The organism is Methanolobus psychrotolerans, from assembly GCF_002243045.1.
In the GTDB taxonomy this organism is placed as follows: Archaea; Halobacteriota; Methanosarcinia; order Methanosarcinales; family Methanosarcinaceae; genus Methanolobus; species Methanolobus psychrotolerans.
Genome location: NZ_MBKP01000024.1, coordinates 15,952 through 42,298, shown reverse-complemented (window position 1 = coordinate 42,298; position 26,347 = coordinate 15,952). Strand labels below are relative to the sequence as shown.

25 protein-coding genes and 1 tRNA gene are annotated in these 26,347 nt (G+C 43.2%); 14 read left to right on the top strand and 12 right to left on the bottom strand.

The genetic code is table 11. The features are described 5' to 3' along the window. Window positions 1-68: 68 nt before the first annotated feature. Window positions 69-710 (top strand): tetratricopeptide repeat protein, encoded by a 642-nt coding sequence (locus BB781_RS09430; protein WP_094228240.1) that lies wholly within the window; start codon window positions 69-71, stop codon window positions 708-710. Window positions 711-736: 26 nt separating this feature from the next. Here the strand turns inward: BB781_RS09430 and BB781_RS09425 are convergent, their stop codons facing one another. The 5 genes from BB781_RS09425 to BB781_RS09405 all read right to left on the bottom strand — a co-directional run bounded on the left by BB781_RS09425 (window position 737) and on the right by BB781_RS09405 (window position 6,147). Further along, complete coding sequence (locus tag BB781_RS09425; RefSeq protein WP_094228239.1) at window positions 737-1,975, bottom strand: MBL fold metallo-hydrolase; 1,239 nt, start codon at window positions 1,973-1,975, stop codon at window positions 737-739. A gap of 16 nt (window positions 1,976-1,991) precedes the next feature. Then, window positions 1,992-4,229, bottom strand: a complete 2,238-nt coding sequence (locus BB781_RS09420; protein ID WP_094228238.1) for a DNA topoisomerase I — start codon at window positions 4,227-4,229, stop codon at window positions 1,992-1,994. A gap of 312 nt (window positions 4,230-4,541) precedes the next feature. Then, window positions 4,542-5,039: a ferritin-like domain-containing protein gene (locus BB781_RS09415; RefSeq protein ID WP_094228237.1), complete on the bottom strand. Its 498-nt coding sequence runs from the start codon at window positions 5,037-5,039 to the stop codon at window positions 4,542-4,544. A gap of 35 nt (window positions 5,040-5,074) precedes the next feature. Further along, the gene (locus BB781_RS09410) at window positions 5,075-5,749 is read right to left on the bottom strand and encodes a peroxiredoxin (RefSeq protein WP_277985495.1); all 675 of its coding nucleotides are present in this window, start codon (window positions 5,747-5,749) and stop codon (window positions 5,075-5,077) included. A 2-nt stretch (window positions 5,750-5,751) separates the two neighbouring features. Next, window positions 5,752-6,147 (bottom strand): Fur family transcriptional regulator, encoded by a 396-nt coding sequence (locus tag BB781_RS09405; RefSeq protein WP_094228236.1) that lies wholly within the window; start codon window positions 6,145-6,147, stop codon window positions 5,752-5,754. A 269-nt stretch (window positions 6,148-6,416) separates the two neighbouring features. Between BB781_RS09405 and xth the strand changes: the two genes are divergently transcribed. Beyond that, window positions 6,417-7,190 (top strand): exodeoxyribonuclease III, encoded by a 774-nt coding sequence (xth, locus tag BB781_RS09400; RefSeq protein ID WP_094228235.1) that lies wholly within the window; start codon window positions 6,417-6,419, stop codon window positions 7,188-7,190. 38 nt (window positions 7,191-7,228) lie between these two features. Here xth and BB781_RS09395 read toward each other — a convergent pair whose 3' ends face one another. Together BB781_RS09395 and BB781_RS09390 are read right to left on the bottom strand one after the other, a co-directional pair. After that, complete coding sequence (locus BB781_RS09395; protein WP_094228234.1) at window positions 7,229-7,681, bottom strand: TIGR00725 family protein; 453 nt, start codon at window positions 7,679-7,681, stop codon at window positions 7,229-7,231. A gap of 35 nt (window positions 7,682-7,716) precedes the next feature. Continuing rightward, a complete protein-coding gene (locus BB781_RS09390) occupies window positions 7,717-8,238 on the bottom strand; it encodes a DUF367 family protein (RefSeq protein ID WP_094228247.1) in 522 nt (173 codons plus the stop codon). 191 nt (window positions 8,239-8,429) lie between these two features. Here BB781_RS09390 and minD point away from each other — a divergent pair, with 191 nt between their 5' ends. The 4 genes from minD to BB781_RS09370 all read left to right on the top strand — a co-directional run bounded on the left by minD (window position 8,430) and on the right by BB781_RS09370 (window position 13,277). Then, window positions 8,430-9,224, top strand: coding sequence for a cell division ATPase MinD (gene minD, locus BB781_RS09385; protein WP_094228233.1), 795 nt, complete (start codon window positions 8,430-8,432; stop codon window positions 9,222-9,224). 79 nt (window positions 9,225-9,303) lie between these two features. Then, window positions 9,304-11,370 (top strand): type II/IV secretion system ATPase subunit, encoded by a 2,067-nt coding sequence (locus tag BB781_RS09380; protein WP_094228232.1) that lies wholly within the window; start codon window positions 9,304-9,306, stop codon window positions 11,368-11,370. Further along, window positions 11,363-12,286, top strand: a complete 924-nt coding sequence (locus BB781_RS09375) for a type II secretion system F family protein (protein ID WP_094228231.1) — start codon at window positions 11,363-11,365, stop codon at window positions 12,284-12,286. Before BB781_RS09380 ends, BB781_RS09375 begins: the two co-directional genes overlap by 8 nt. Window position 12,287: 1 nt before the next feature. Next, window positions 12,288-13,277, top strand: coding sequence for a type II secretion system F family protein (locus BB781_RS09370; protein WP_094228230.1), 990 nt, complete (start codon window positions 12,288-12,290; stop codon window positions 13,275-13,277). 29 nt (window positions 13,278-13,306) lie between these two features. Here the strand turns inward: BB781_RS09370 and BB781_RS09365 are convergent, their stop codons facing one another. The 3 genes from BB781_RS09365 to BB781_RS09355 all read right to left on the bottom strand — a co-directional run bounded on the left by BB781_RS09365 (window position 13,307) and on the right by BB781_RS09355 (window position 14,827). After that, window positions 13,307-13,882 (bottom strand): FumA C-terminus/TtdB family hydratase beta subunit, encoded by a 576-nt coding sequence (locus BB781_RS09365; protein ID WP_094228229.1) that lies wholly within the window; start codon window positions 13,880-13,882, stop codon window positions 13,307-13,309. Continuing rightward, window positions 13,882-14,721 carry a fumarate hydratase gene (locus BB781_RS09360; RefSeq protein ID WP_094228228.1) on the bottom strand — a complete coding sequence of 280 codons (840 nt, stop codon included), beginning with the start codon at window positions 14,719-14,721 and terminating at the stop codon, window positions 13,882-13,884. The genes BB781_RS09365 and BB781_RS09360 overlap by 1 nt, the downstream gene beginning before the upstream one ends. Before the next feature lie 20 nt (window positions 14,722-14,741). Then, window positions 14,742-14,827, bottom strand: a tRNA-Leu gene (locus BB781_RS09355). Window positions 14,828-14,990: 163 nt separating this feature from the next. On the opposite strand from BB781_RS09355, the gene BB781_RS16355 reads away from it, so the two are divergent. Further along, entirely contained in the window at window positions 14,991-15,293 is a 303-nt protein-coding gene (locus tag BB781_RS16355) for a winged helix-turn-helix domain-containing protein (RefSeq protein ID WP_277985494.1), read from the top strand. Next, complete coding sequence (locus BB781_RS16140; protein ID WP_242492603.1) at window positions 15,287-15,565, top strand: winged helix-turn-helix domain-containing protein; 279 nt, start codon at window positions 15,287-15,289, stop codon at window positions 15,563-15,565. Before BB781_RS16355 ends, BB781_RS16140 begins: the two co-directional genes overlap by 7 nt. Before the next feature lie 35 nt (window positions 15,566-15,600). On the opposite strand, the gene BB781_RS09340 is transcribed toward BB781_RS16140, so the two are convergent. Next, a complete protein-coding gene (locus tag BB781_RS09340) occupies window positions 15,601-16,062 on the bottom strand; it encodes a hypothetical protein (protein WP_094228227.1) in 462 nt (153 codons plus the stop codon). A 130-nt stretch (window positions 16,063-16,192) separates the two neighbouring features. On the opposite strand from BB781_RS09340, the gene BB781_RS09335 reads away from it, so the two are divergent. After that, window positions 16,193-19,612, top strand: a complete 3,420-nt coding sequence (locus BB781_RS09335) for a DNA polymerase II large subunit (protein WP_094228226.1) — start codon at window positions 16,193-16,195, stop codon at window positions 19,610-19,612. 60 nt (window positions 19,613-19,672) lie between these two features. Here the strand turns inward: BB781_RS09335 and mmp10 are convergent, their stop codons facing one another. Further along, the gene (gene mmp10 / locus BB781_RS09330) at window positions 19,673-20,908 is read right to left on the bottom strand and encodes a methyl coenzyme M reductase-arginine methyltransferase Mmp10 (protein WP_094228244.1); all 1,236 of its coding nucleotides are present in this window, start codon (window positions 20,906-20,908) and stop codon (window positions 19,673-19,675) included. 386 nt (window positions 20,909-21,294) lie between these two features. On the opposite strand from mmp10, the gene mcrB reads away from it, so the two are divergent. The 5 genes from mcrB to mcrA are packed head-to-tail and all read left to right on the top strand — an operon-like array spanning window position 21,295 to window position 26,242. Beyond that, window positions 21,295-22,599, top strand: coding sequence for a coenzyme-B sulfoethylthiotransferase subunit beta (gene mcrB / locus BB781_RS09325; protein WP_094228225.1), 1,305 nt, complete (start codon window positions 21,295-21,297; stop codon window positions 22,597-22,599). A gap of 50 nt (window positions 22,600-22,649) precedes the next feature. After that, window positions 22,650-23,144: a methyl-coenzyme M reductase operon protein D gene (gene mcrD / locus BB781_RS09320; RefSeq protein ID WP_094228224.1), complete on the top strand. Its 495-nt coding sequence runs from the start codon at window positions 22,650-22,652 to the stop codon at window positions 23,142-23,144. Between the two features lies 1 nt (window position 23,145). Further along, window positions 23,146-23,751 carry a methyl-coenzyme M reductase I operon protein C gene (gene mcrC, locus BB781_RS09315; protein WP_094228243.1) on the top strand — a complete coding sequence of 202 codons (606 nt, stop codon included), beginning with the start codon at window positions 23,146-23,148 and terminating at the stop codon, window positions 23,749-23,751. Window positions 23,752-23,763: 12 nt separating this feature from the next. Continuing rightward, the gene (mcrG, locus tag BB781_RS09310) at window positions 23,764-24,513 is read left to right on the top strand and encodes a coenzyme-B sulfoethylthiotransferase subunit gamma (protein ID WP_094228223.1); all 750 of its coding nucleotides are present in this window, start codon (window positions 23,764-23,766) and stop codon (window positions 24,511-24,513) included. Between the two features lie 10 nt (window positions 24,514-24,523). Continuing rightward, window positions 24,524-26,242, top strand: coding sequence for a coenzyme-B sulfoethylthiotransferase subunit alpha (gene mcrA / locus BB781_RS09305; protein WP_094228242.1), 1,719 nt, complete (start codon window positions 24,524-24,526; stop codon window positions 26,240-26,242). Window positions 26,243-26,347: the final 105 nt, after the last annotated feature.

Genomic DNA, 26,347 nt, shown 5'->3' with positions numbered 1-26,347 from the left:
ATATATATATATATATATATATATAATATTATATTCGGATAATATTTGTATTGGAGTTGATTGGCTGAATGGATCCTGACGCACCGGAGGAATGGTTCAAATTAGCATTTGATGCCGAAGATCCAGAAGAAAAGGTAGAATATTTTTCTCTAATATTGGAATGTGAAGATCTTGATCCTCATTTATGGAGCAATGAGGCCATTGCCCTGGTATGGAACAACAAGGGAATAGCACTTTCTTTTCTTGGCAGGGATGAAGAAGCGGTGGAATGCTTCCGGAAGTCTGTTTTTCTCAATAAAAATGATGTTGATGTGTGGTGTAACATGGGCGTGGTTCTTTTTAATACAGGCAAATACGAAGAATCCATTAAATGCTACAACCGGATACTTACCATTGATCCGGATAATGAGAATGCATGGGTAAACAAAGGTGACATATTCAGTGTAATGGGAAAGCACAACGAAGCTATCGAATGCTACAGCATGGTACACAAGGAAATCGAGCTGGATGACAAGTTTGCTATCGTGTGGAATAAAAAAGGACTTGCTTATTTTGGTCTTGGAAAATATAAAGATGCAGCTGAATGTTTTATCAGAGTCCTTAAGATAGACCCTGACCATACTGATGCAATAGAAAATCTCAAGGCTGCAATGGTAAAAACCAAACAGATGAACGAGGAGATGCAATATCCAAGTTATTCCTATTTATAATGGAATATTTCTATTTGCATCAGGATTTATATTATAAAGTGCTCGCTCAGTTTCGGCGCAAATGCCTTAACTCCGGTTTCTTCTGTGATCCAGTCTGCAAATCCTTCACAGTCATCCCCATGCATAGTGAAGATATGTTCTGTTCCTCTGTCACAGAAATCCTGTACCATTTCTTTAAGTTCCCGGTCTCCGCTGTGGGCAGAAAAGTCATACTGTTCTATTTTGGGTTTCAGGTGTTGGATAACCCCATCATTTTCAATAATGCCTGTATCCATTGCCATCCTGCCGTTAGTGCCTTCAACCTGATATCCTGTCAATATTATCTTTGATTTCGGATCTTTGTATAGCTTATTAATGTAATATAGTACAGGACCTCCGTTGAGCATGCCGGCTGTAGTTACAATTACGGATGATTCAAGTCGTATGCTATCTCTTTTACGACCACTTACCATAATGGCATTGTCAAATGCCTTTTTAAGGTGTGTGGGGTTGCGAATGTACTCAGGATGCTTTGCCATTATTTTGTATGCCTGAACACCCATCCCATCAACATAGGCCCTGATACCGTATGAGTCCAGCAGCATCAGTACTTCCTGTGTCCTCCCAATAGCAAAGGCAGGAACTATGACACTGCCCCCCATGTTGAGTGTATCCTGCACGGAATCTATGAATTCCTTTTCAACTTCCTTGCGCGGAGGGTGCTCATCTCCAAAGTATGTACATTCAGTAATTAGTATATCTGCATCTGGAAAATCAACCGCACCGGAGACCAGTCGGGTATCTGCAGTATTGATATCCCCTGTATAGAACAGGCTTTTATTTTCCTTATCTCTTGCATATATTGCTGCGGCACCGGGTATGTGCCCGGCATCGAAGAACTCCACATCATATCCGTGTGTATGAAATTCAATTCCCGTATCTACTGTTTTTGTCTGATGGGCAAACTTGGAGAGGTCAATGGAATCATATGCAGGCATTTCTCCCTCCCTTTCTGCGATTCTCAGGGTGTCCATTGCCAACATATGAGCAAGATCAAAAGTAGGTGGTGTCATGTAGACATCAGGTTCTAGATCCATGAGGTTTGGAACTGCACCGGAATGGTCTATGTGTGCATGGGATACAAACACAGCTTCCGGACGTGCTCCATTTACCGGGTACTTAATATGTTCTCCCGGAGATACTCCGTAATCCATCATCAGTTTTTCATCTATCAGGACTGCCGATCTTCCGACTTCCCTGCATGCGCCCTTGAATTCCAGCTCCATATGTACCTGCCTCCTTTCAGACAATCTCAGATTGCCAGTTCCTTATTTTCTTAACAGGTATACTTGTAACTTTTGCAAGTTCAACAGCATCTGCAGCGCACAGCTCATCCACACTACAAATTCCTGCATCGGCAAGTTTTTCCGCAGTGACTTTCCCGATTCCGGATATATCGTTAATGGTCTTTGGCCGTTCTTTATTATCAGTGCCCTGTTTTTCTTTTTCTTCTGCCTGTGACTTTTGCCATTCCAGGAAATTACATTGCGGGCAACCCAGGTTCCATGGTCTTTTTCCGGCATTGATGATGCGGACATGGTACATGCCATGTTCTTCGCAGAGCTTGTCTGTCACCACTATCTGTCCTGATCGTGGAAGAGGTAGTGCAAAATTACACCCAGGGTACCCGTCACATCCTATAAAACGGGAGCCTCGCTTTGATCTCATGACCATGAGGTTCGACCCGCAGGCAGAACAAATTCCTATTATCTTGTCTTCACGAAGGCCGGCACGCAAAGATTCAGTTATGTCTTCCTTGTTCTCTTCAAGTTCCCTGAACACAAGTTCCAGCATTTCCCTGGACTCTTTCAACACTTCCTCTTCGGGTATCTCGCCTTCTGCTATCCTGTCCATATCAGCCTCAAGTTTGCTGGTCATATCAGGTCTGGACATGGTGGATGCGAACTTTTCAAGAGTGTCAACAACAGCAACTGCAGTTTTTGTAGGTTGAAGAGGGTTTCCATGTACGTAGGCCCTGGAATAGAGCTTGCTGATGATCTCGTGGCGTGTCGCCTTGGTGCCAAGGCCCATATCTTCCATTATCTTAATGAGTCTTCCCTGCCCGTATCTTCCGGGAGGCTGTGTTTCTTTTGCCTCGGTCTCAATTTTTTGCACCGCAAGTTTGTCACCTTCGTTAAGCTCTGGTAATAGCCTGTCCTCAGGTGCATTGTAGTGATAATACCATCTCCATCCGGGAACAACAAGCCTTGCACCATTTGCCTTGAACTCCTCTCCTTTTATGTCGAACTTTGACCTGATGGTCTCCCATTTTGCAGGGTCTGCGAATGTTGCAAAGAAGCGCCTGACCACAAGTTCGTAAAGTTTCCATTCCTGCTCGTTCATATCTGATTTCTTGGCAAGGGATGCAGGGTAGATTGGCGGGTGGTCGGTTGTTTCTTTCTTGCCTTTCGTGGGTACAAGTTCTTTCTTTTCAAGCAGTTTAAGTGCGTATTCCTTGAAAGCACCGGTCTTGAATATCTCTATCAGTGCCCGCAGTTCCAGGCTTTCAGGATAGACAGTGTTGTCAGTCCTTGGGTATGAGATGTAACCATTGGTATAGAGTGTCTCAGCAATTCTCATCGCGTTGGATGCTGTAAAACCAATGGAGCTTGCAGCACTGATAAACTCGGTGGTGTTAAAAGGAGTAGGTTGCTTGTCTATTTTCTCGGAAGTGGTAAGCTCTGTCACAAGAGCATTATCGCCAACAGCGATCTTTTCCATTGCGGCATCTAGTTCCGCTTTTTCCCAGAAACGCTTTGTATGGTGCTCTACTATGAACTCTTCGCCAGATTTGCTTTTTAGTATTGCTGAAAGTTCCCAGTAGGCTTTTGGAACAAAAGCTTCCCTTTCTTTTTCACGTTCCACTATCAATGAAAGTGTGGGTGACTGCACCCTCCCAACTGAAAGAAACATCTTTCCAAGACGTCCTGCAGAAAGTGATATATAACGCGTTAACGAAGCACCCCATACAAGGTCTATTACCTGTCGTGAATGCCCGGCATCTGCCAGGTTAAAATCAACATCTACAGGGTTTGAAAAAGCATCATCAATAGCCTTTGGAGTGATTGCACTGTAATGCACACGCTCAAATACTACATCAGGGTTTACCTGTCTGATTATGTCAAGGGCTTCAACTCCGATGAGCTCTCCTTCCCTGTCATAGTCAGTTGCAATGGTTACTTTTGTGGCAGTTTTTCCAAGTTTCTTAAGTGCAGCTACTATCTTTACCTGTGTTGATGTTGTAATTATATCAGCACCGATAAGCTCATTTGCTTCTACTTTTTGCCAGTTGTTATAAGCCGCAGGGAAGTCAAGCTTTACGATGTGTCCGCTAAGTCCCATGAATACTTTTTTACCATCTTCAGACTCATATTCATAAGTATCTACTCCGCTTACACGGACATGTTTTGTCTTATCTGATGTCAGGATTGACGCTATCCTTTTTGCTGCGATGTGTTTTTCTGCTATGATGAGATGCATGATATCTCCATAATTCTTGAAATAGTGTAATAAATGAGTTCTTATCTGTTAGATCAGGGACTTCCCGGAGAAAATCTTTATTTTTACACGGTTATTTAATGATTAAATCTAACAAACATTCTTCTAAATATATCTATCGCAAATCCAAGTGAAACGAAGAAAATCATGAGTGTTTCAAAAACAGCAGCAATGGGCAATATTTATTTATGAAGGTAAGTGTGCATTAACACACAATAATAAAAATAAATGATGCATTTCCTGTCCATTTTGTCCGGGACAGGAAATGACCAGTCTTATCCAACCATTTAGGGTTTAATCCCTTCTTTGCATAAGTTCGATGTCTTCCATGATGGCCTGCAGGTCATCCTCGTGCTCTATCTCATCAGTAAGGATCTGCAAAACTACCCCATATGTTACAGGATCCTTATCTTTGACCTTTCCAAGAATGGAGTTGTAAACCTGGATAGCACACTGTTCACCTTTGATGTTCTGCTCAAGGATTTTTTTCACAAAAGGATCTTCCGGAGCATCGTATCCACAGTTACTGTATTTCTCCCATTCTTTTGGCGAAAGAACAGGAGTCCCTCCAAGCTGTATGATCCTGTTGGATACCATGTCTGCATGGCGAAGCTCATCGGCCGCATGCTGAATAAGTTCTGCTGCCGCTGCCTCTCTCATTGGGCCTTTGATGACCTTTGCACCAACCCAGTACTGGTAGTATGCAAACCATTCATCTGCCAGTGCCTTGTTCAATAATTCGATCAATTCATCAACATCTATGCCGAGTATTTCGATTCCTTTTGTTCCCATATTGGTCACCTATGGACATTTTCTTTAGTTTGTATTTAAGACTGTTTCTTGAGGCACATGAACCAATCGAGGCAGTACTTTCCTTCTTCCTTGGATTCTACCCTCTCTTTTGCAGTTCCACATGATCCTGGTGGTGGAATGATGACATCATCACCAGGCTGCCAGTTGGCCGGTGTTGCTATGTTCTCAGAGTCGGATTTCTGCATTGCAAGGACCAGTCTTTTGATCTCGTCCATGTTCCTGCCATTTGAGAGTGGATAATAGAGGATTGCCCTTACCTTTGCTTTTGGATCCATTATGAATACTGCTCTTACAGCCTGGGTTGTGGAGGCCTGTGGCTGCACCATTCCAAACTTCTTTGCAACTTCCATCTTAAGGTCTTCAATAACAGGGAAGTTCACTTCCACGTCTTTCATTCCCTTGTAAACAATTTTCTCTTTGATTGTCCTCAACCAGGCAATGTGCGCATATATGCTATCAATTGAAAGTCCGATAAGTTCTGTATTCAGCTCCCTGAAATCTTCCTGCATTGTTGCAAAGGTCATGAACTCGGTTGTACATACAGGTGTAAAGTCAGCAGGGTGGCTGAAAAGGATTACCCATTTTCCCTTGTAATCTTTAGGGAAACTAATATCCCCCATTGTCGTTCTTGCTGTAAATGAGGGTGCATCATCGCCTATAAGTGGCATTGTTACAATTTCTTCTTCCATACTTATTTCATCTCCATACATTTCTTGCATATACCATAAAAATTAGTGTCAGCAGATTCTATTTTGAAGTCGTCTATGTCTTTTGCTATACTCATAGCATATTCACTAAGCTCTTCTGATTCATAGTCCTTTATTTCCCCACACTCCAGACAAATTGTGTGATGATGGGGTATAAGATTAGATTCAAACCTTGAAACTCCCTTTACGTTCACCTCCTTTATCAGGCCCTTTTCGGCCAGGAACTTTAGATTATTGTAAACTGTAGCTTTACTTATCCGTGTTAATTTCAACCTGACTCCTTCATAGACATCATCTACAGTAGGATGACCATCAAATCCTCTGAGGAAATCCAGGATCTCAATCCGCTGATTTGTGTACTTGATGTCTGCTTCTTTCATTTGAGTCCCACTTTTCTGTTGTTCATGTTTCTAACAAATCTTATGTAAGAACATAACCTATGTAATAATTATTCTTATTTAAGCTTTGTTATCACTTAGTATTGAGAACTATTTAGACCTATATATTGCATACACTTATTACATACACTTATGATATTTTTAATCATACATACAAATTAATTTACCAGTAGAAACAAAAAACGGTCTTTTGAGCAAGTTACTTAATAGATAAGTTATCAAATAGTCATAAAAAATCCCGGAGATACGGAATGAGCAAGATCAGGATAATTTCATGGAATGTTAATGGCATCAGGGCAGTTCATAAAAAAGGTTTTCTTGACTGGATCAATGAAGAAAAACCGGATATACTCTGCATACAGGAAACAAAAGCCAGCAGGGACCAGCTTCCTTCAGAGCTGCTGGAAATTGATGGCTATCGCAGCTATTTTGCCTCTGCTGAGAAAAAAGGATACAGTGGCGTAGCACTTTATAGTAAAAAAGAGCCCATTAATATTAAATGTGGATTTGGAATTGAGAAGTTTGACAGTGAAGGCCGTACCCAGATAGCTGATTACGGGGATTTTGTTCTTTTTAACATATATTTCCCCAACGGTAAAGCATCTGATGAAAGACTCGATTACAAAATGGAATTCTATGATGCTTTTCTTGAGTATGCTAACACGCTCAGGTCCAAAGGTAAAAAACTCATCATATGCGGAGATGTCAACACTGCACACAAGGAAATTGATCTTGCCCGTCCGAAAGAGAATGAAACCATTTCTGGTTTCCTGCCACATGAGCGTGCATGGATAGATAAGTTGCTGGATAATGGTTACGTGGACACTTTCAGGATGTTCAATTCTGATCCTGAAAACTATACCTGGTGGAGTATGAGGACAAAAGCCAGGGAAAGAAATGTTGGCTGGAGGATAGATTACTTCTTTGCAAGCGACAATGTTACAGACAAGATAAAAGATGCATTCATCCTGCCAGATGTGATGGGGTCTGATCACTGTCCTCTTGGTATTGACCTTGAGATATAATATAAAACTGGAATCCGGATAAAAAAACAATCATGTAATTACTGTCTGATGCTGTCTATTGCTATCCTGACGGCATCTGCAGGGTCTTTTGCTTTTATGGTTCCTTCGATCTCCCATTTGGAATCGATTGTGACTACAGTTTTTCCCATTTTAAGCGAGTGTGCTATTTCAGAAAGTGTGCCATATTCCCCGCCAACAGCTATCAATGCATCCGCAGAGCGCGCAATTATTACATTTCTTGCATGTCCCATTTCAGTCACGATCGCTATATCAATGTAGGCATTTGCACTCTTGCGACTGTCACCTGGAAGGATTCCAATAGTAGTTCCTCCTTTTCTCTTAGCACCGGCAGCCGAAGCTTCCATCACTCCTCCAAGTCCGCCGCAAATGAGCAGTGCACCTTTTAGTGCAATTTCAGCACCAACTTCTTCTGCAGTTTCCCGCAGATTTGCATCACACGAACCTGCACCAATAACTCCTATCTGTATCAATGTTTGTCACACCAGCTGATTTGTATTCTGTAAATTCACATATACTCACTTTGTATCCTTAAAATGTCCCTGCTGTCCTTTGCCTGCGAGTATTCTTCCAGAGGTTCATGGTTCAGCTCAATGAATGTATGTCCCCAGTTGAACTTGGACATAATATTCTCTGCCTGCTGTTTATTTCCCAGTATGTACAACGCAGCGGCAAAAGCCTCTACGGAGGTTAGTTTAAATGGCCTTCCAAAGTTAACAGGATTTGCAGCTACAAGGTACGGGAGTGCACGGTGCTCAAGTCTCATTCTCAAGAGTTGCGGGAATACTCTTTCCACTTCCTCCCATGAACAATCAAGAACTGTCAGGCCTTTTTTTGCATTATCCTCTGGAGACAGGGCCTTTTCAGCCATCGGATCAAGTAATATGGACCCTGAAGGTATTTTTTCTATTTTTTCAGAAAGGTTAACAAGTCCGAAACGTGCCATTTTCTTGCCAGTACATTTTTTCGGGTCACATTGTTTTGCGTGATAAAGGAAGAGCTTTATATCTTTTTCTTCAGCGGGTGCCATGTAGGCAAAATGCGTCATACTAATATATCAATAATTGCCACCATGACTTTCAAGAACAAAATAATATAGATATGTATTTATATTTTTAAGTATTATTAAGTGGTGAATATAATTTATAGGAGAATGTGTTTGGATGGGTCTTCAACTGAAAAGGAAGCAACTTATAGTGTAATCATCAATCGAGGCATTTTATGACAGCAACAATTTTTACGATCGTTTCAGGGAAGGGTGGTGTTGGCACAACTACAGCTGCTATCAATCTTAGTGCTGCACTTGCAGGTTTTGCAAAAAAAACTATCATCATCGATGCTGATATCGGAATGCCCACAATCGGGCTGATGTTGGGAATAGAAACTTCAAAGGCAAGTCTTCATGAAGTTCTGATGGGTACTTCAGATTTAAAAGAGGCCATATACGATGGTCCGAACAATTTGCATGTTTTGCCGGGAAGCATTTCTCTTCATAGTTTTATAAATGCAAATGCCGATATTCTAAGTGACATTGTAGAAAGTATAAGAGAAAAGTATGATTACATTATCATCGATTCTCCCACAGGAATCAATAAAAATTCCATATTGTCCATATCGCTTGCAGATGAAATTATCCAGGTAATGAACCCTGACATAGTATCGCTTGCAGGTGCAATGAAAATAAAGACTATTTCTGATAACATGGGCAAACAGTTCCGTGGGGTTTTTCTGAACAGGTGCGGTGTTACTCCAAATGAATTGAGCAATGAAAGAATAGAAACTGCTCTTGGACTCAAGATCCTGGATGCTGTAGCTGAAGATAACAATGTAAAGAATTCCATCGCATTTAAAGCACCCGTGGTCGTAAAATACCCTGGTTCTCCGGTGGCTGTCAGTTTCAATCGGCAGGCTGCTGAAATAGCAGGCATCAAGACTCCGGTTTACGAACTCTTCGATGAGACAAAAGACAAGAAAAAGAAGGGTAAAAGATTCTCATTGTCAAAAAACAAGAAGTGAATTACGTCTCTGATTCATTGCTAAATGCTGTAAAACTATCAAATTCAAAAAATAAAGAGCACTAATATTGGGGTTGGTAATGTTGAACAATATTTCAGGTGACCGAACTGAAGATAAAGATGATGTGAGGGGTCTTCCATTTAAAGATGATGAGCCTGCTTCTGAAAAAGAAGATGATCCCATATTAAACCCCGAAATTCCGGAAGAGGATGTATCTGAAGACACCGTTGTCCATTCTTCTGAGCGTCTTGTTGGAGTTGCTGCTTTGTCCTTTGCAGAGGTTCCAAAACAAAACAAAGGCATTATTGATGAGCAACTGGAAAGTTTTCTACCCGTGGACGAGGACGATATTATCAGTGAACTTTCAGACCTGATACTGCCGGACTCTGAACCCGTAAGTATTGAAAGCTTGAAAAGCAGGGTTGATGATTTCTATATTGCATCTTATGATGATACTATTCTGGACGAAAGGGAATCTTTCTGGGAAAAAACAATCTCTGATATCTTTAAAATAGAACCCGTTGAGGAAGATGTTTTTGTAGAAGATGAAAAAAAAGAGTCGTTGCTGGATAAAGCCAATAAATTATTTTCCCGGAAGAAGGTAAATCTGGAACCTTATAATATTGTAGAACATGGTCCGATAGTTGATCTTTCAATTCCTGTCGACAGTCCTTACAAAGAAGTTGAGTTGTATGAGGTAAATCCTCTTTATGCCTACATAAGGATAGCATATAATCCTGAAGCCCATGAGTTCCAGTACCAGTCTATTGAACCAGTCCTGACTGAAAAGGAACAGGACCTTCTGGATGCTATCAAGCTGAAATTCATTGAAACTCTTGACGTAAATCTAAAAGAGATATCCCGGAAAAATGCAGAAGAATTCCTCATAGAAAATGTGGTCTTGTATCTGCAGGAATTCCAGATAGACATCTCTCCACGAAAACGGGAGAGGATCATATATCACCTTATTCGAGATTACGTAGGCTACGGTCCGATAGATGTGTTAATGAGGGATGAATTACTGGAAGATATTTCATGTGATGGTCCAAATACTCCCATCTATATTTACCACAAGATCTACAACTCGATACCTTCAAACATAGAATTCCCTTCTGATAATGTATTAGACTCTTTTGCGATCCGGATCGCCCAGATTTGCGGAAGGCATATATCGATCGCAAGGCCATTGCTTGATGCCACAATGCCGGACGGTTCACGTATCCAGATGACACTGGGAAGGGAAATCACAACTCGCGGAACTACTTTTACAATCCGGAGATTCAAGGACAATCCAATCACCCCTACTAATCTTGTAGAGTATCATACTTTCTCAACTGCAATGATGGCATACATGTGGCTGGCAGTAGATTCCAGTAAGAGCCTTATCTTTGCAGGAGGTACTGCATCCGGTAAGACCACCGCAATGAATGCAGTATCACTTTTCATCCAGCCGGAAATGAAGATCGTTTCCATTGAGGACACAAGGGAACTGAACCTCTCTCACCCCAACTGGATCCCTGGTGTTACCAGGCAGGCATTTGGTGGAGAGGACAAAGGTTCCATTGAGATGTATGAACTTCTGAGAGCTTCCCTGAGGCAAAGGCCTGAATATATCCTGGTGGGTGAGGTTCGAGGAGCTGAAGCATATGTGCTTTTCCAGGCAATGTCTACCGGTCACACTACGTTCTCGACCATGCACGCTGATTCGGTGCAATCTGTGGTACACAGGCTGGAAAACCCTCCCATCAATGTACCAAGGATAATGATACAGGCACTTGACCTTGTAGCAATACAGATACAGGTCAAGGTCGGTGATGAGCGTGTCAGGCGCTGTAAGACACTTACAGAAATAGTAGGTGTGGACCCAAGAACAGGTGAACTTCTTACCAATGACGTTTTTGCATGGGATGCTGCAAGAGATATGTTCCAGTATTCAGGCAGATCATATATTATAGAAAGCGTCATGGAAAGTCGCGGCTGGTCTGAGGAGAAAGTTCGGGACGAATTAAAGCGGCGTCAGGACATCCTTGAATGGGCACGTGCTAAAAAGATCACATATTACAGGGATTTTACAAAGATCATCGTTGCTTATAACCGTGAACCTGAAATGATAATGAAACTCGTAAGGCAGGAATTGTATGGCTAATCCCTATTTTATATTTGCTTACAATCTATTTGGAAAATACTATGAAAAGAGAAGACTTGAATTCTTTGGTCTTCGTCATGGTCTCCTGAAGAACAGGATGGATGTGTCTTATGATGTTTACATGTCCAGTGCATTATTAAGTTCCATTATAAGTGCGATTGGTGCTCTTATCGGTGTTTCCCTCCTTTTGTTGACATTTGGTGTCCCTGAATTAAAAGCTACCAGACTAATGTTTCCTGGATGGGTTGCACCATATCTTCAGTATAAATCTATTGTTATAGGCGTGGTGCTTGGGGTAATATTCACGGCGTTGGTGTTTGTGATTGTCTACAAGTTTTTCCAGATATATCCTTCTATTATGGCAGGTGACAGGAAAAGAAGAATTGACAGCATGCTTCCATATGCTGTGAACTATATGTCTGCAATGTCTGGTGCCGGTGTGCTTCCTGTTGACCTTTTCAGATCCCTTGCAAATAATGATATCTATGGTGAGGTGTCTGTGGAATGTCGCTACTTGGTACGTGATCTTGAAATACTCGGTCATGACCTTGTAACTGCGATGAAGAATCTTTCAGTAACTACACCTTCTGCTGCATTGCAGGATTTCCTGCAGGGTGCAATTACAGTAGTGACTTCAGGAGGTCAGCTTGAGCCATATTTTCAGATTAAGACAGAACAGTACATATCAGAAAACCGCCAGAACCAGAAAGAGTTCCTTGAGACACTGGGCCTTCTGGGAGAAACTTATGTCACGGCTTTTGTTGCCGGTCCGCTTTTCCTTGTAGTTGTCATATCTATTATGTCTATTATGGGGAGTGCACAGATGGTTCTTCTTTACATTATAATCTACGCATTGATACCAATTGGCAGCATAATGTATGTTGTTCTTATCAGTATGCTTACTCCGGAGGCATAGAATGAAGATAGCTGATATTTTCAATAAAGGATGGAAATCACATGAATCACTTACAGAGGAGGAGCTTTCTGAACTTGAAGATAACCAGATAAATGCAAAGCTTGAAGAAGCGAACAAAAATGTACTTATCAAAGATTTCATTAATGAGCCGTTCAAAACACTTAGCATTTATCCAGAATATGCATTTATCCTGAGCATTCCTCTTGCGCTGGTATTTTTTGCATTAGGAATTACTATTACCTGGGGCACACCATTGATAGATGATGTCATCATTTTCACAGTCCTAATATCTATAACTCCTCCAGCTATTACTTTTCATAAGAAGTATAAGAGAACAGATACCATAGAGGAATACCTGCCTACTTTCCTAAGGGACATATCTGAAATGAGCAGGGCAGGACTTACTCTTCCAAGGGCTGTCAATACTGTTGCAAAGGGTGAATACGGTGCCCTTACCAAGGAAGTCCAGAGCATGGATGCTTCTATGTCATGGGGAGTCTCATTTGAGGATTCATTGCAGCATTTTGCAAAAAGGATCTCTACCCCTATTATAATCAGATCTGTTTCCCTTATCAATCAGGCAAGCAAGGCCGGTGGTCGCGTATCTTCCGTTCTTGAGGCTGCTGCCCGCGATGCGAGGGAAGTGAAATTGCTGGAGCAGGAAAGACGTGGTAATATGATGGTGTATGTGGTCATCACTTACATGTCATTCTTCGTTTTCATTTTTGTAATAGCCATGCTCACGTCCACTTTTGTCCCTACCATGGCGGAAGCGGGTAAAGCCGCTGCCGCAGCAGGTGCGGGATCTCAGTTCATAGGTTCGTTCGATCCTGCAGAGTATACGCGCCTGATGTTACATGCATCAGTAATTCAGGGATTTATGAGTGGACTTGTAGCAGGACAGATGGGAGAAAGTTCAATGTTCCAGGGTCTTAAACACTCTATTATATTGACTCTGATTGCCTGGATAGTATTCACTTTTGTAATCTGAAAAGAATATGTATAATCAGATAACATGGCTTATTCTAGTTTAGAATAAGCCTCTTTTGCTTTTTTACTGACTTCTAAAAACAGGTCGCTGTTGTGCGAGTCTATCCCGACGACAAGCGGTCCGAAATCCTTTACACCAAGTTCCCATACAGCTTCAGGCATGCCTAGGTCTAGCCAATGGACCGCAATTACTTTTTCAATGCTTATGGCAGCCAGTGCTGCACATCCTCCTGTAAAGGCGAGGTAGACAGCTTTGTTTTTAAGGGCATGTGCGACATCATCCATGCCACCTTTTCCCACAAAAGCACGAACTTCGTGTATTTCAAGGAGGTTAGGTGTCATTTTAGACATACGGGCACTTGTAGTGGGTCCTGCGGCAACTACTTCCCATTTACCTTTGTTTTCTCTCATAAGGGGTCCGCAGTGATAGATAACAGACCCTTCCAGATCAAACGGCAGTTCTTTATTTTCCTCTGCCATTTCAAGAATTCTGGCATGGGCTTCGTCCCTGGCTGTAAATACGGTCCCTGTGAGGTAAACAATGTCCCCGGCGTTGAGCTTATTGATATCTTCTTTTTTTAATGGTATGGTAAGCCTGTATTCCATTACTCATCGCCTCCCAGGGTGATTGAAGCATGACGATTTGCCCAGCATTGGATATTTACAGCCACAGGAAGGGATGCAGTATGACAATATGCTGTTTTGATGTGTACGGCAAGTGCTGTTGTCTTTCCGCCAAGTCCCATTGGCCCGATCCCAAGGGAATTGATATCTTCAAGTAAGCTCAGTTCCTCTTTATTCATATCATCAGTCTTTTCAAGAAGCGCTGATTTTGCAAGTCTTGCAGCCTTATCGAAGGAACCTCCGATGCCCACTCCAACGATTATTGGCGGGCAAGGCTTGCCACCTGCATTCAGCACAGTCTCAAGAACAAAGTTACGTATTCGGTCCTTTTCTGTGGGATTGAGCATTTTGATGGCGCTCATATTCTCAGAGCCTGCGCCCTTTGGGGCAACAGTGATCTTTATACTGCTGCCTTCAGTAAGTTCGTATTTAATATCCGGTATGCCGCATCCTGTATTATCCCCGCTGTTCCTTCGACTGAGGGGATCTACGGCATTTGGGCGAAGCGGGATGTTTCTGGTTGCGATCTTAACACCTTTGAGGATGGCATCTTCCAGACTAAAATCCAATAAAGCCTTGCGCCCCAGTTCGACAAAAAAGATAAGTATGCCTGTATCCTGACATATGGGGACTTTTCTGTTGCCCGCAATTTCGATGTTCTTAAGGATAGCTTCGAGTTGCTCTTTTGCAACAGAGAAGGTTTCTTCTGACGCAGCTTTTTTAATAGAATTGATAACATCCTGTGGCAACCTGGTCTGCGCTTCTTCCAGAATATCAACAACAGCTGATACAACAGTATCATGATCAATAGGATTTGGCAAAAAAGATCACCTTTGATGGATGGTGCGGGAGAAGGGATTCGAACCCCCGAACGCCTGCGCGAGTAGATCTTGAGTCTACCACCGTTGGCCGCTTGGTTACTCCCGCATCTGAGATTAACGTTACCTCTATTGCAGTATTAATTATAAATCTAACTGTTGCCAGTGTTTTGCTTTGCTTTCCTCCAATATTTATTTGATTAGTAACATATTTACTGAGTATAATTACATATCGATGAGGTTAAATATTGGTACTATGATATTTTTATTAGGTGACGTTATACAATCAATATAATTTCATATCGTTTCCTATACAGGACTATCAAATAGAATGTGGGGGCATTACTATTAGGCGCAGTAGATTAGACATAACAGTTGCTATCTTAAAGATAGCAATGAATGGTGCAAAAAAGACTCGTATTGTTTATGGTGCAAACCTGAATTCCACAATTGCAAACAAGTATCTTGCCAGTCTGGAAGAAAAAGAACTAATTGAACAAAAAGGAAATATTTTCGTCACGACTGACAAAGGACGAATATATAGAGGAATGGCCAGTGAACTGGAGATTTGCTGACCTTCTTTAAATGGTACTATCAAATAGAGTGTGGGGGCATTACTATCAGGCGTAGTAGATTAGACATAACAGTTGCTATCTTAAAGATAGCAATGAATGGTGCAAAAAAGACCCAGATTGTTTATGGTGCAAACCTGAATTCCACAATTGCAAACAAGTATCTTGCCAGTCTGGAAGAAAAAGAACTAATTGAACAAAATGGAAATATTTTCGTCACGACTGACAAAGGACGAATATATAGAGGGATGGCTAATGAACTGGAAATTCGATGACAATGTTGCTTAACATTGCTTATTTTAATCGGGTATCATGCAAAACCAAGAAATTGTGATATTTTCAACAATACATTTGCGACTGTAAATGCAATATTGTTGACAAAGCCTACAGGTTCAATTACAATCTCACCATTTTCCTTTGCGTCAAGGAAAGTCGTCAGTGGATCTTCAGAACTGAGTATCTTTTGGATCGTGTCTTCGCTTGTTCCTATAACAATAGTTTCACCAATCTCAGTGTTTTTATCGATTTTCTCAAATATGGTGACATATGCATCTTCAGTAACTAATTTTAGATAGATCTCTTTTCCATCATTTGTCATTATCGACAGTTTGATTACTTCATTACCCAGAAGACTTTTTAGAAAAGAGGGTAACTGGTCAGCATTCTCATTGTACTCGTTGACTTTAAGGTCAAGATCGCCAACAATATCTGCACTGGCTACAGGTATGAGTGCAGTCATTATCAATATCAACATGATTATCTGTGATTTCATCCAAATCCTTCCTATATTGTAATTAATATTTTATAGTTATTATATTATTAATATATAACTCATGCATTTAGCAGGAAAACCATTTTTAATAACGAATACATAAGTAAAAACTTACTGAGGGCTGTTCTGAATGGGTGAAATAGTAGTTAGCGATTCCATGAGAGATTATTTTGAGGCGCTAGAGTCAAAGCTCCACAATGAAATTGATATTGCAAACCGTGCCCGTTCAAAAGGCAAAGATCCAAAACCACATGTCGAGATCCCTCTTGCAAAAGACCTCGCAGATAGGGTGGAAAATCTGATTGGCGTAAAGGGTGTCGCAGAACAAATACGCAAGTTCGATGAGACCATGTCCCGTGAAGAAGGTGCCCTTGCAATCGGAAAAGCTGTTGCAGAGGGTGCAGTCGGGGAGTTTGAGTCCAAAGTCGAAGCAATCGAAGCTGCCATCCGCGTATCAGTTGCAATGCTCACAGAAGGCGTGGTTGCTGCACCTATTGAAGGGATTGACCGCGTAGGAATAGGCAAGAATGATGATGGGAGCGAGTTCATCAGGATTTATTATGCAGGTCCTATACGCAGTGCAGGAGGCACTGCGCAGGCCCTTTCGGTACTTGTGGGCGATTATGTGCGCCGCGCTGTTGGCATTGACCGGTACAAGCCACGCAAGGAAGAAGTTGAACGGTATGTTGAAGAGATCCTGCTTTACAGGCGCGTAGCAACATTACAGTATACACCTTCAGAAGATGAGATCAGGCTTATTGTGGAAAACTGCCCGATCTGTATTGATGGTGAACCCACAGAAGCTGAAGAAGTTGAAGGTTACCGAAACCTTGACAGGATAGAAACAAACAGGGTTCGCGGTGGAATGGCACTTGTCCTTGCAGAGGGTCTGGCTCTGAAAGCCCCAAAAGTCCAGAAACATGTTTTAAAACTGCAAATGGATGGATGGGAATGGCTGGATAAACTCATAGCAGGAACAAAGAGTTCGGGGGATGATGATGATGGTTTTATTGGTGTAAAACCAAAGGACAAATATCTGCGTGACCTGATCGCAGGAAGGCCGGTGTTCTCTCATCCGATGCGTCCGGGTGGTTTCAGGTTAAGGTACGGGAGATCAAGGCATACCTCATTTGCAGCTGCCGGCATAAGTCCTGCAAGTATGTATATAATGGACAGTTTCATCGTTGCAGGTACCCAGCTTAAGGTGGAACGTCCTGGAAAAGCCGCAGGTATGGCGCCAGTGGATAGTATAGAAGGTCCGACTGTCCGGTTAAGGTCTGGAGATGTAATCAGGGTAGATGATGAGGAGCTTGCAAAAAAGGTCCAGCCTGATGTGGAATGCATAATAGACATAGGCGAGATACTTATCAATTATGGTGATTTCCTTGAGAACAATCATCCTCTTGTGCCTTCTTCCTATTGTTTCGAGTGGTGGGTGCAGGAATTTGAGAAACTGACTAAAACTGCAACTTATTCCCGAAGTGAGTTGAAGTCACCTTCCCAGGAATTTGCACTTGAACTGAGTGATACATATGCTGTTCCCCTTCATCCTGCATTCACTTATCTATGGCATGATATCACAATTAGCGAATTTACTATGCTTGCCTCATTTATATCTAAAAACGGAACCCTTTCACATGATGGGGCAATTCTTGAACTTCCAAAGATCCTAACCACTGAAGAGGGAATTAAGACCATTCTTGAGAATGTACTTGTCCTGCACAAAGTAAATGAAGACAAGATCATCATTGATGCACCACTGCCTTTCATCAGATGTCTGGGTCTTGATCGGGACCTGAACAAGAAATGGAATACAGTAGAATCCACAGATACTATTGGAGCGGTCAATGAATTGAGCGGCCTGGTCGTACGCCCGCGTGCACCTGTAAGGATTGGTGCCAGGATGGGGCGCCCTGAGAAATCTGACAAAAGGAAAATGTCCCCGGCTCCGCATGTGCTGTTCCCCATAGGCGATTCTGCAGGAAATACTCGTAAAATGGAAGCTGCTGCCGGTTACATGGCTTCCATGAACGGGAAGATCGGACAGATCAGGGTCGAGATCGGTAACAGAGTATGTCCTGCATGTGGAATGGATAACTTCCAGTATCGTTGTGATTGTGGTGAGTTCACGGTTCCTAAATTATCCTGCCCAAGATGTGGTATATCTATACAGAAGAACAAGTGCCCTAAATGCGGTACAAAGACCACATGTGTGAAGATGCAGAATATCGATTTCAAGGCTATATACCAGGCAGCTTTTGAAAATCTTGGCGAGCGGGACAACATAGAGGTCAAAGGTGTCAAACGCATGATGTCTGGAACAATGACGCCAGAACCTCTTGAAAAAGGCATTTTACGGGCAAAACATGACCTTTTCACTTTCAAGGACGGAACTGTCAGGTATGATATGTCCGATATTCCACTTACACACATTCGTGCCGATGAGCTTGGTATCAAGGTTCAGAAGCTGATCAATATTGGTTATACAGAGGATATATATGGCAACCCACTTGAAAGGGATGATCAGATAACTTGCCTTAAAGTGCAGGACCTTGTTGTTTCATACGATTGTGGTGAATACCTCCTTCGCATTACTAAGTATATAGATGACCTGCTTGTGAAGTACTATCATGAGGAACCTTACTATAAAGCAGAGACAATTGATGATCTGGTGGGTGTAATGCTAATGGGCCTTGCACCACATACATCAGCAGGTGTTCTTGGAAGACTTGTAGGTTTCACAAAAGCATCAGTGGGTTATGCGCATCCGTTCTTCCATGCGGCAAAAAGACGAAACTGTGACGGAGATGAGGATTGTGTCATGCTGCTTATGGATGGCCTGATCAATTTCTCAAGGGATTATCTACCTGAAAAGAGGGGTGGAAAAATGGATGCTCCCCTTGTGCTTACCATGCGCATAGATCCAAGTGAGGTTGACAAGGAAGCACATAATATCGATGTGTGTGATCATTATCCATTGGAGTTCTATGAAGCGACCCTGAACTTTACAAACCCCAAGGAGTTAGAGTCTAAAATGGATCTTATAAGCAGCAGGCTTGGAACTACGGAACAGTACGATCATTTTATGTTCACCCATGATACCGGCAATATTGCCGCAGGCCCCCTTCACAGTGCCTACAAGACCCTTGGGAGCATGATAGAGAAAATGGATGCCCAGCTTGCATTGGCAGACAAGATACGTGCAGTTGATTCTTCTGATGTGGCTGAAAGGGTGCTTATATCCCACTTCCTGCCAGACATGTTCGGCAATCTAAGAGCTTTCTCCCGGCAGGGTACAAGATGCCTTAAGTGTGCTGCAAAGTACCGTCGCCCTCCGCTGACAGGAGTATGTCCCAAATGTGGTGGAAGCGTTATATTGACAGTTCACGAAGGTTCGGTGAAAAAGTACCTTGAGGTTTCAAAGAAAGTAGCCCATGATTACAATGTCTCAAGTTATACTAAACAAAGAATAGAACTTATCGGGCTTGATATGAAATCCCTCTTTGAGAATGACCGCTCAAAGCAGACAGGGCTGCTGGAGTTCATGTAGTTGCCCCTTTATCTGCTACTATGACCCATGTGATTTATAATATTCCCGATTATTTTCGCATTATTCCTTGACGGGCAATCCGATAGCATTAATCTCGTGGATGAGTTCTGTGAACTGCTGGATTTCAAAATCAAGGACTTCTTCTTTTGAAAGTCCGATCGACATCTCTCCGTCATAGGTTAACATGTCAGGCCCCCTGCGGACAAAACGCGGGACCCCATCTCTTGAAAGTGCTTTTGCAGTCTCAGGATCATGTACGAATGCCCTGCCTGGTATTATGACTGTTTCCTTTACATCTTTAAGATTAAGTTTTTCCAGGTCTTCTATAGTAATGAGGCATGCGATATCCTTGTCAACTGCAACGGCATTGACGGTGCTTCCAAGCTTTGTGAAGATTTCCTGAAGCCGGCCCACAGATGCCCGGCTTGTGAGTATTGTTGCATCTTTTCTTATATAAGGGAGTTTGTCAAGGGCAGCTATTTCATTCCGGATGGCATATGGGCATCCAATGAGTGGATCTTCAAGTGGTGTTCCTGTAATGCGTATATTGAACTTTGCATCAGAATCGCGGACAATTTCTATGAATTCATCTATACTGTGGGTCTTAATACCTTCCATGACAGGAGCATTGTTCAGTATGAGCCCTTCCTCAGTTCTGTTGGCAAATCGCATGAGTATGGCTCCTTTTGCCCCCATTTCTACAAGGTCATTGAGGGTATTTTCAAGGATTATCCCGTCATTGATTCCGGGGATAAGGACTATTGCAGCATATACATCACAATGCTGGCAGAACTTACGTAAGACTTTAAGTGAAGCCTCAGGTTCAGGATCACGCATGTATTCTTTTCGGAGTTCGGGATCAGTCGCAAATACGGTGAATGATACTTCAGTTACTCCATATTCGATGAAGAATTCAGCTTCATCTCCTTTACTGAATCCTTTCCCACTGGTGTATCCAAGGTGTATGGGTAAGCCGAACTGTGAAAGGTTGGCAACAAGCTCCATAAGTTCGGGATAACAGCTCACATCCCCGCCACCGCTAATGGTTATTTTGTCTATGTCCCCGGAGGTCATTCTGAGTCTCTGGTAAAGTTCCTGGAATACATATTGTCCTGGTTTGAAGCCGGAGTACGCTTCCCTGATCCCTCTTGTACAGTAGTCGCAACCTTTTTTGAAGGGAAAGCAGTATTTACATCCAAACGGAGGGTTTTCTTTTACTTTTTTAAAATAACAGTATGTGCAGAAACCTTTGCAATCGATTCCCGGATTGCCTCCTACGTCAGCGATTATCTCCATAGAACGGATTACAATTATATAGGTACTTAAATGTTTGCGGATGAGATCATACATCCGTTTGTCCTATCCCGTATCCTTCCTGTTTTTACCAGAATTCCTCGTTTTTGAGGCATCTATTATTTATAGTTTTTTAGTTCATATATCTGCGGATAACATAATCAATTATTTTTATCGGCAATTTTTGCTCGCGTTTGATGATTGCGAAATTGTTCATAAATGATGCAAAAGGTTTAAACGTCATCGTTGCTTAATAATTCCGAGAATTCCCAGTGGAAACTTTTCGTACAGAAATTACTGTGTGGTACAGAGTAATTTACATTCATTCGTTCATCTGTACGTTTCCATAAAGGGTGATTTCTGAATAGAAACATAGGAGGAAAATATACGTGTCTGATAAAATAGACATTTACGACGACAGAGGTAAACTGTTGGAAAGCGGCGTTGATCTTATGGATATTGCGCCAACAAGAAACGCAGCGATTCAAAATATCATTAAAGATACCAAGAGGACAGTTGCAGTAAACCTCGCTGGAATCGAGAAAGCACTTAAGACCGGTACAATGGGTGGCAGCAAAAAGCAGATCCTTGGAAGGGAACTTAATTATGACATCATTGGCAATGCAGGTGCAATTCAGGATGCAGTCGCAAAGCTTGTGAGCGTAAAAGATGGTGACGACACCAACGTAAAACAGCTTGGTGGCGGAAAGCAGATGATTGTCCAGGTACCAAGCATAAGGGCACAGGTCGGTGCTGACTACGTATCTGCAAGTACCGTAACAGGCGCAGCAGTCGTCCAGGCAATTATTGACATGTTCAAGACTGACATGTTCGATGCACCAATCGTAAAGTCCGCTGTATGGGGAAGCTACCCACAGACAATGGACATGTCCGGTGGAAATATTGCATCCATCCTCAGTATCCCACAGAACAATGAGGGTCTTGGTTTCTCAATGAGGAACATCACAACAAACCACATTGCAGCGATCACTGGCAAGAGGGCAATGAATGCAGCAGCACTTTCATCCATCTTCGAACAGGTAGGTATGTACGAAATGGGTAACGCTGTAGGTCCATTCGAGAGACACCAGTTACTTGGTTTTGCATTCCAGGGTCTTAACGCAAACAACATCGTTTACGACATTGTAAAAGAGAACGGCAAGAACGGTACAATCGGTACTGTGATCCAGTCAGTTGTAGACAGGGCTCTTGAGCTTGGTGTAATATCAGTAGACAAGACCGCACCATCCGGATACAACTTCTACAAGGCAAACGATGTTTCCATGTGGAACGCATGTGCAGCAGCAGGTCAGCTTGCAGCAACACTTGTAAACTGTGGTGCCGGAAGGGCAGCTCAGAACGTATCCTCAACCATCCTCTACTTCAACGACATCCTTGAGAAGGAAACAGGCCTTCCTGGCTGTGACATGGGTAGAGCTCAGGGTACAGCAGTAGGTTTCTCATTCTTCAGTCACTCCATCTATGGTGGTGGCGGACCAGGTATCTTCAACGGTAACCACGTTGTAACCAGGCACTCCAGAGGTTTCGCAATTCCTTGTGTATGTGCAGCTTGCTCACTTGACGCAGGTACACAGATGTTTACAGTCGAAAAGACATCAGCACTTGTTGGAAACGTATTTGGTTCAATATCAGAGTTCAAGGAGCCAATCAAAGCAGTGGCAGGAGCTCTCTAAGACATAAATCCCCTCCTTAAATATCATAGGTAATCAAAAAGGTAACAAAAATGTCCGAAGCTTTTTCAGACGCAAACACTGTACAGCTTGAAATATTTCCTTCAAGACTGCTTAAACCCGAAACTGCCCAATCGCTACTTAACGAGATAGCTGAGATCGAAGGTATCATCAGGCTGTTCATTCATGGCCCAAGACTCCCTCAGACCGTTCCATATGGGCCAGCCACCGGAGTTCCTGTGCAGCATCCCGGGAACAAGGTAATAGAAGTTGCCGGCCAGGCAATAGAACTTGCTGTATACGTAGGTGGCATCCGTATGGAAGTTCTCGATGCTGATGTGAAAGAGCAGGTAAGGGACGCTTGTGACCGGGTTCTTCCCGTATCATTTGAATTCAGGGAAGGCAACTTCATTCCGAGAATGCAGACAGTCAGCGATTATGCAAAACGTGGACCAGATGCAGACCCAATTATGATCGGAATGACAGATCCTAAAGGAAAACTAAGCAAACATCCAATATGTATCCTTAAACCAGAGCAGGATGAGTGATATTATGTTTGACCGGGAAACACAGGTTGTGGATTGCAGACACGGAATGGGTCTTGGCAGAGGAGGAGGACTTGCACAACGCGGTACTCTTTCCGAGACTGGCAGGCCTGATGTAATTGCAGTTGCAATGAGCCCCGGCAGAAGGCATATCACAAAACCTGTCTGTGAACTCACATATGGGATGCGCCGCGAAGAGATCCAGGTGAGTGTGCTTGTGCTGAACACCGGTTCGGGTGTTCCGGATTCCAATATGGGTTCCGGTTCTTTTGGACTCAGTCCTGAAGAGATCGCACAGATAAACAGGCATAAGGTTGCTGTTATCCACACAGGGAACATCAGGGATCATGTGGTCAGGAAGGTAAAGGCAATACTAGAAGAAGCAGAGATTCCTGCAGTAGTTGTTTGCCAGACCCTCGTTGATTTCGAGGATTTTGCAATTGCAGGAGTAAGGACAAGGCTTGTAAAACCAAAGGATAGTGATATTTTAACAAAAGGAAGGGTAATGGAAATTGTGACAGGAGTTACACGAGGCGAATCATGTTCAAGGGAAAAATTGAACGAACTCGTGAAAGCCGTGAAAACCACAATGAGATCATTAGAGAATTAGGAGTGAATAATTATGGCATATGAACTACAATATTATCCAGGGGCAACATCAGTTGCTGAAAACAGAAGAAAACACATGTCTGGTAAAGTGGAGAAACTCAGAGAGATCTCCGATGATGACCTGACACTTGTTCTCGGACACCGTGCACCAGGTAGCGATTACCCAAGCACCCACCCACCACTCGCAGAAATGGGCGAGCCAGAATGCTCAATCAGAGAGATCGTAGAACCAACACCAGGCGCAAAAGCTGGTGACAGGGTAAGGTACGTACAGTTTGTTGACTCAATGTACAACGCACCAGCAACACCATACTTCAGGTCCTACGCTGCAGCAATCAATTTCAGAGGTGTCGACCCAGGTACACTTTCCGGTCGTCAGGTCGTTGAAGCCCGTGAAAGGGATATGGAAGAGCTCGCAAAGTTCCAGATCGAAACAGAGATGACATGTCCGGCACTTGCTGGCCTTAGAGGCGCAACAGTTCACGGTCACTCACTCAGGCTTCCAGAGGATGGCGTAATGTTCGACATGCTCGACAGGGTTAGAAAAGAAGGCGACGTAATCGTAATGCACAAGGACCAGGTAGGAAGACCGATCGACAAGAAGGTCAACCTCGGAAAGCCAATGTCCGAAGCAGAGGCAGCAAAGAGAACAACCATATACCGTGTTGACAACGTTGCATTCAGAGACGATGCAGAAGTCATTGAATGGGTACACAGGGTATTCGATAAGAGAACCATTTATGGCTTCAAGCCGGAAAACTGAGGTGATGATAATGGCAAATGACAGAAAGAAAATGTTTGCAAAACATATGGAGATCAAGTTCACACAAGAACATGGTACCAACAAAATGGTCGGCGGCGAAATCACAGACAAGACTGTAACATACCACAGACTTGGTGTCGATCAGAACCCAAGAAAGTTAGAAATGAAAAAAGCTGGTGTTGAACTCGCAGCAAAGAGGGGTCTTGTAGGTTACAACCCAATGATGCACTGTGGTGGTATCCCACTCGGTCAGAGAGCACTTACCCCATCATTCCTTTCAGGCACAGACGACATGGTCGAGATCGATGACCTCCACTACGTCAACAACGCTGCAATGCAGCAGATGTGGGATGACATCAGAAGGACCGTAATTGTAGGTATGGACATGGCACACGAGACCCTCGAGAAAAGATTGGGTATCGAAGTCACACCAGAAACCATCAACCACTACCTTGAGACACTCAACCACGCACTCCCTGGAGGAGCAGTCGTTCAGGAACACATGGTCGAGACCCACCCGGCACTTGTAGATGACTGTTACTGTAAGATGTTCACCGGTGACGATGAACTTGCAGATGAAATTGACAAGCAGTTCCTTATCGACATCAACAAGGAATTCCCGGCTGAACAGGCAGAGCAACTCAAAGCAGCTATTGGAAAGACCTCCTGGCAGGCAGCTCACATCCCAACCATTGTCAGCAGAGTAACAGACGGTGCCCAGACAAGCAGGTGGATGGCTATGCAGGTCGGTATGTCATTCATTTCAGCATACAGCATGTGTGCTGGTGAAGCAGCAGTAGCTGACCTTTCATATGCAGCAAAGCACGCAGGTGTTATCTCAATGGGTGAAATGCTCCCGGCAAGACGTGCACGTGGTCCAAATGAGCCTGGTGGAATCTCTTTCGGCCACTTCGCAGATATCGTACAGACAAGCCGCAAGACTCCTGAGAACCCAGCAAACGTTGCTCTTGAGGTAGTTGGTGCTGGATGTATGCTCTACGATCAGATATGGCTCGGTTCATACATGTCTGGTGGTGTCGGTTTCACACAGTACGCAACAGCAGCATACTGTAACAACATCCTTGATGACAACCTCTACTACAACGTAGACTACATCAACGACAAGTACGATGGTGCAGCAACAACCGGTACAGGCAACAAGGTAAAGGCAACACTCGAAGTTGTAAAGGATATCGCAACCGAATCCACGATCTACGGTATTGAGAACTACGAGAAGTACCCAACAACCCTCGAAGACCACTTCGGCGGATCACAGAGAGCAACAAGCCTTTCAGCCGCAGCTGGCTCCGCTGTAGCAATCGCAACAGGAAACGGAAACGCTGGTCTTTCTGGCTGGTACCTTTCAATGTACCTGCACAAGGAAGCACTCGGAAGACTCGGTTTCTTTGGATACGACCTGCAGGACCAGTGTGGTGCAACAAACGTTCTCTCATACCAGTCCGACGAAGGTCTGGCTCTTGAACTGCGTGGACCAAACTATCCAAACTACGCAATGAACGTAGGTCACCAGGGCGGATACGCTGCAATCACCTCCGCTGCACACGCAGGACGCGGAGATGCATTCGCAGCAAACCCACTCATCAAGGTCTGTTTCGCAGACAGCCTCCTGCCATTTGACTTCACAAAGCCAAGGAAGGAGTTTGCAAGAGGAGCTCTCAGAGAGTTCGAGCCTGCTGGTGAGAGATCACTCATCATCCCGGCAAAATAATTTTAAAACAAGTGCAGGCTTTATGCCTGCTACTTACTCTTTTTTATTTCAGTTCCTATTTCTGTTTTTACTCTGTATTTTGTCCGGCATTGCGTGGTAATGCTT

Bases quoted from the DNA above. Each gene is read 5' to 3' on its own strand.
- mcrG (WP_094228223.1), top strand. From the start codon at position 23,764: ATGGCATATGAACTACAATATTATCCAGGGGCAACATCAGTTGCTGAA.
- BB781_RS09425 (WP_094228239.1), bottom strand. From the start codon at position 1,975: ATGGAGCTGGAATTCAAGGGCGCATGCAGGGAAGTCGGAAGATCGGCA.
- minD (WP_094228233.1), top strand. From the start codon at position 8,430: ATGACAGCAACAATTTTTACGATCGTTTCAGGGAAGGGTGGTGTTGGC.
- BB781_RS09405 (WP_094228236.1), bottom strand. From the start codon at position 6,147: ATGAAAGAAGCAGACATCAAGTACACAAATCAGCGGATTGAGATCCTG.
- BB781_RS09420 (WP_094228238.1), bottom strand. From the start codon at position 4,229: ATGCATCTCATCATAGCAGAAAAACACATCGCAGCAAAAAGGATAGCG.
- BB781_RS09340 (WP_094228227.1), bottom strand. From the start codon at position 16,062: ATGAAATCACAGATAATCATGTTGATATTGATAATGACTGCACTCATA.
- mcrA (WP_094228242.1), top strand. From the start codon at position 24,524: ATGGCAAATGACAGAAAGAAAATGTTTGCAAAACATATGGAGATCAAG.
- BB781_RS09410 (WP_277985495.1), bottom strand. From the start codon at position 5,749: ATGGAAGAAGAAATTGTAACAATGCCACTTATAGGCGATGATGCACCC.
- xth (WP_094228235.1), top strand. From the start codon at position 6,417: ATGAGCAAGATCAGGATAATTTCATGGAATGTTAATGGCATCAGGGCA.
- BB781_RS09415 (WP_094228237.1), bottom strand. From the start codon at position 5,039: ATGGGAACAAAAGGAATCGAAATACTCGGCATAGATGTTGATGAATTG.
- BB781_RS09375 (WP_094228231.1), top strand. From the start codon at position 11,363: ATGGCTAATCCCTATTTTATATTTGCTTACAATCTATTTGGAAAATAC.
- mcrD (WP_094228224.1), top strand. From the start codon at position 22,650: ATGTCCGAAGCTTTTTCAGACGCAAACACTGTACAGCTTGAAATATTT.
- BB781_RS09365 (WP_094228229.1), bottom strand. From the start codon at position 13,882: ATGGAATACAGGCTTACCATACCATTAAAAAAAGAAGATATCAATAAG.
- BB781_RS09380 (WP_094228232.1), top strand. From the start codon at position 9,304: ATGTTGAACAATATTTCAGGTGACCGAACTGAAGATAAAGATGATGTG.
- mmp10 (WP_094228244.1), bottom strand. From the start codon at position 20,908: ATGGAGATAATCGCTGACGTAGGAGGCAATCCGGGAATCGATTGCAAA.
- BB781_RS09430 (WP_094228240.1), top strand. From the start codon at position 69: ATGGATCCTGACGCACCGGAGGAATGGTTCAAATTAGCATTTGATGCC.
- BB781_RS09335 (WP_094228226.1), top strand. From the start codon at position 16,193: ATGGGTGAAATAGTAGTTAGCGATTCCATGAGAGATTATTTTGAGGCG.
- BB781_RS09390 (WP_094228247.1), bottom strand. From the start codon at position 8,238: ATGGCACCCGCTGAAGAAAAAGATATAAAGCTCTTCCTTTATCACGCA.
- BB781_RS09370 (WP_094228230.1), top strand. From the start codon at position 12,288: ATGAAGATAGCTGATATTTTCAATAAAGGATGGAAATCACATGAATCA.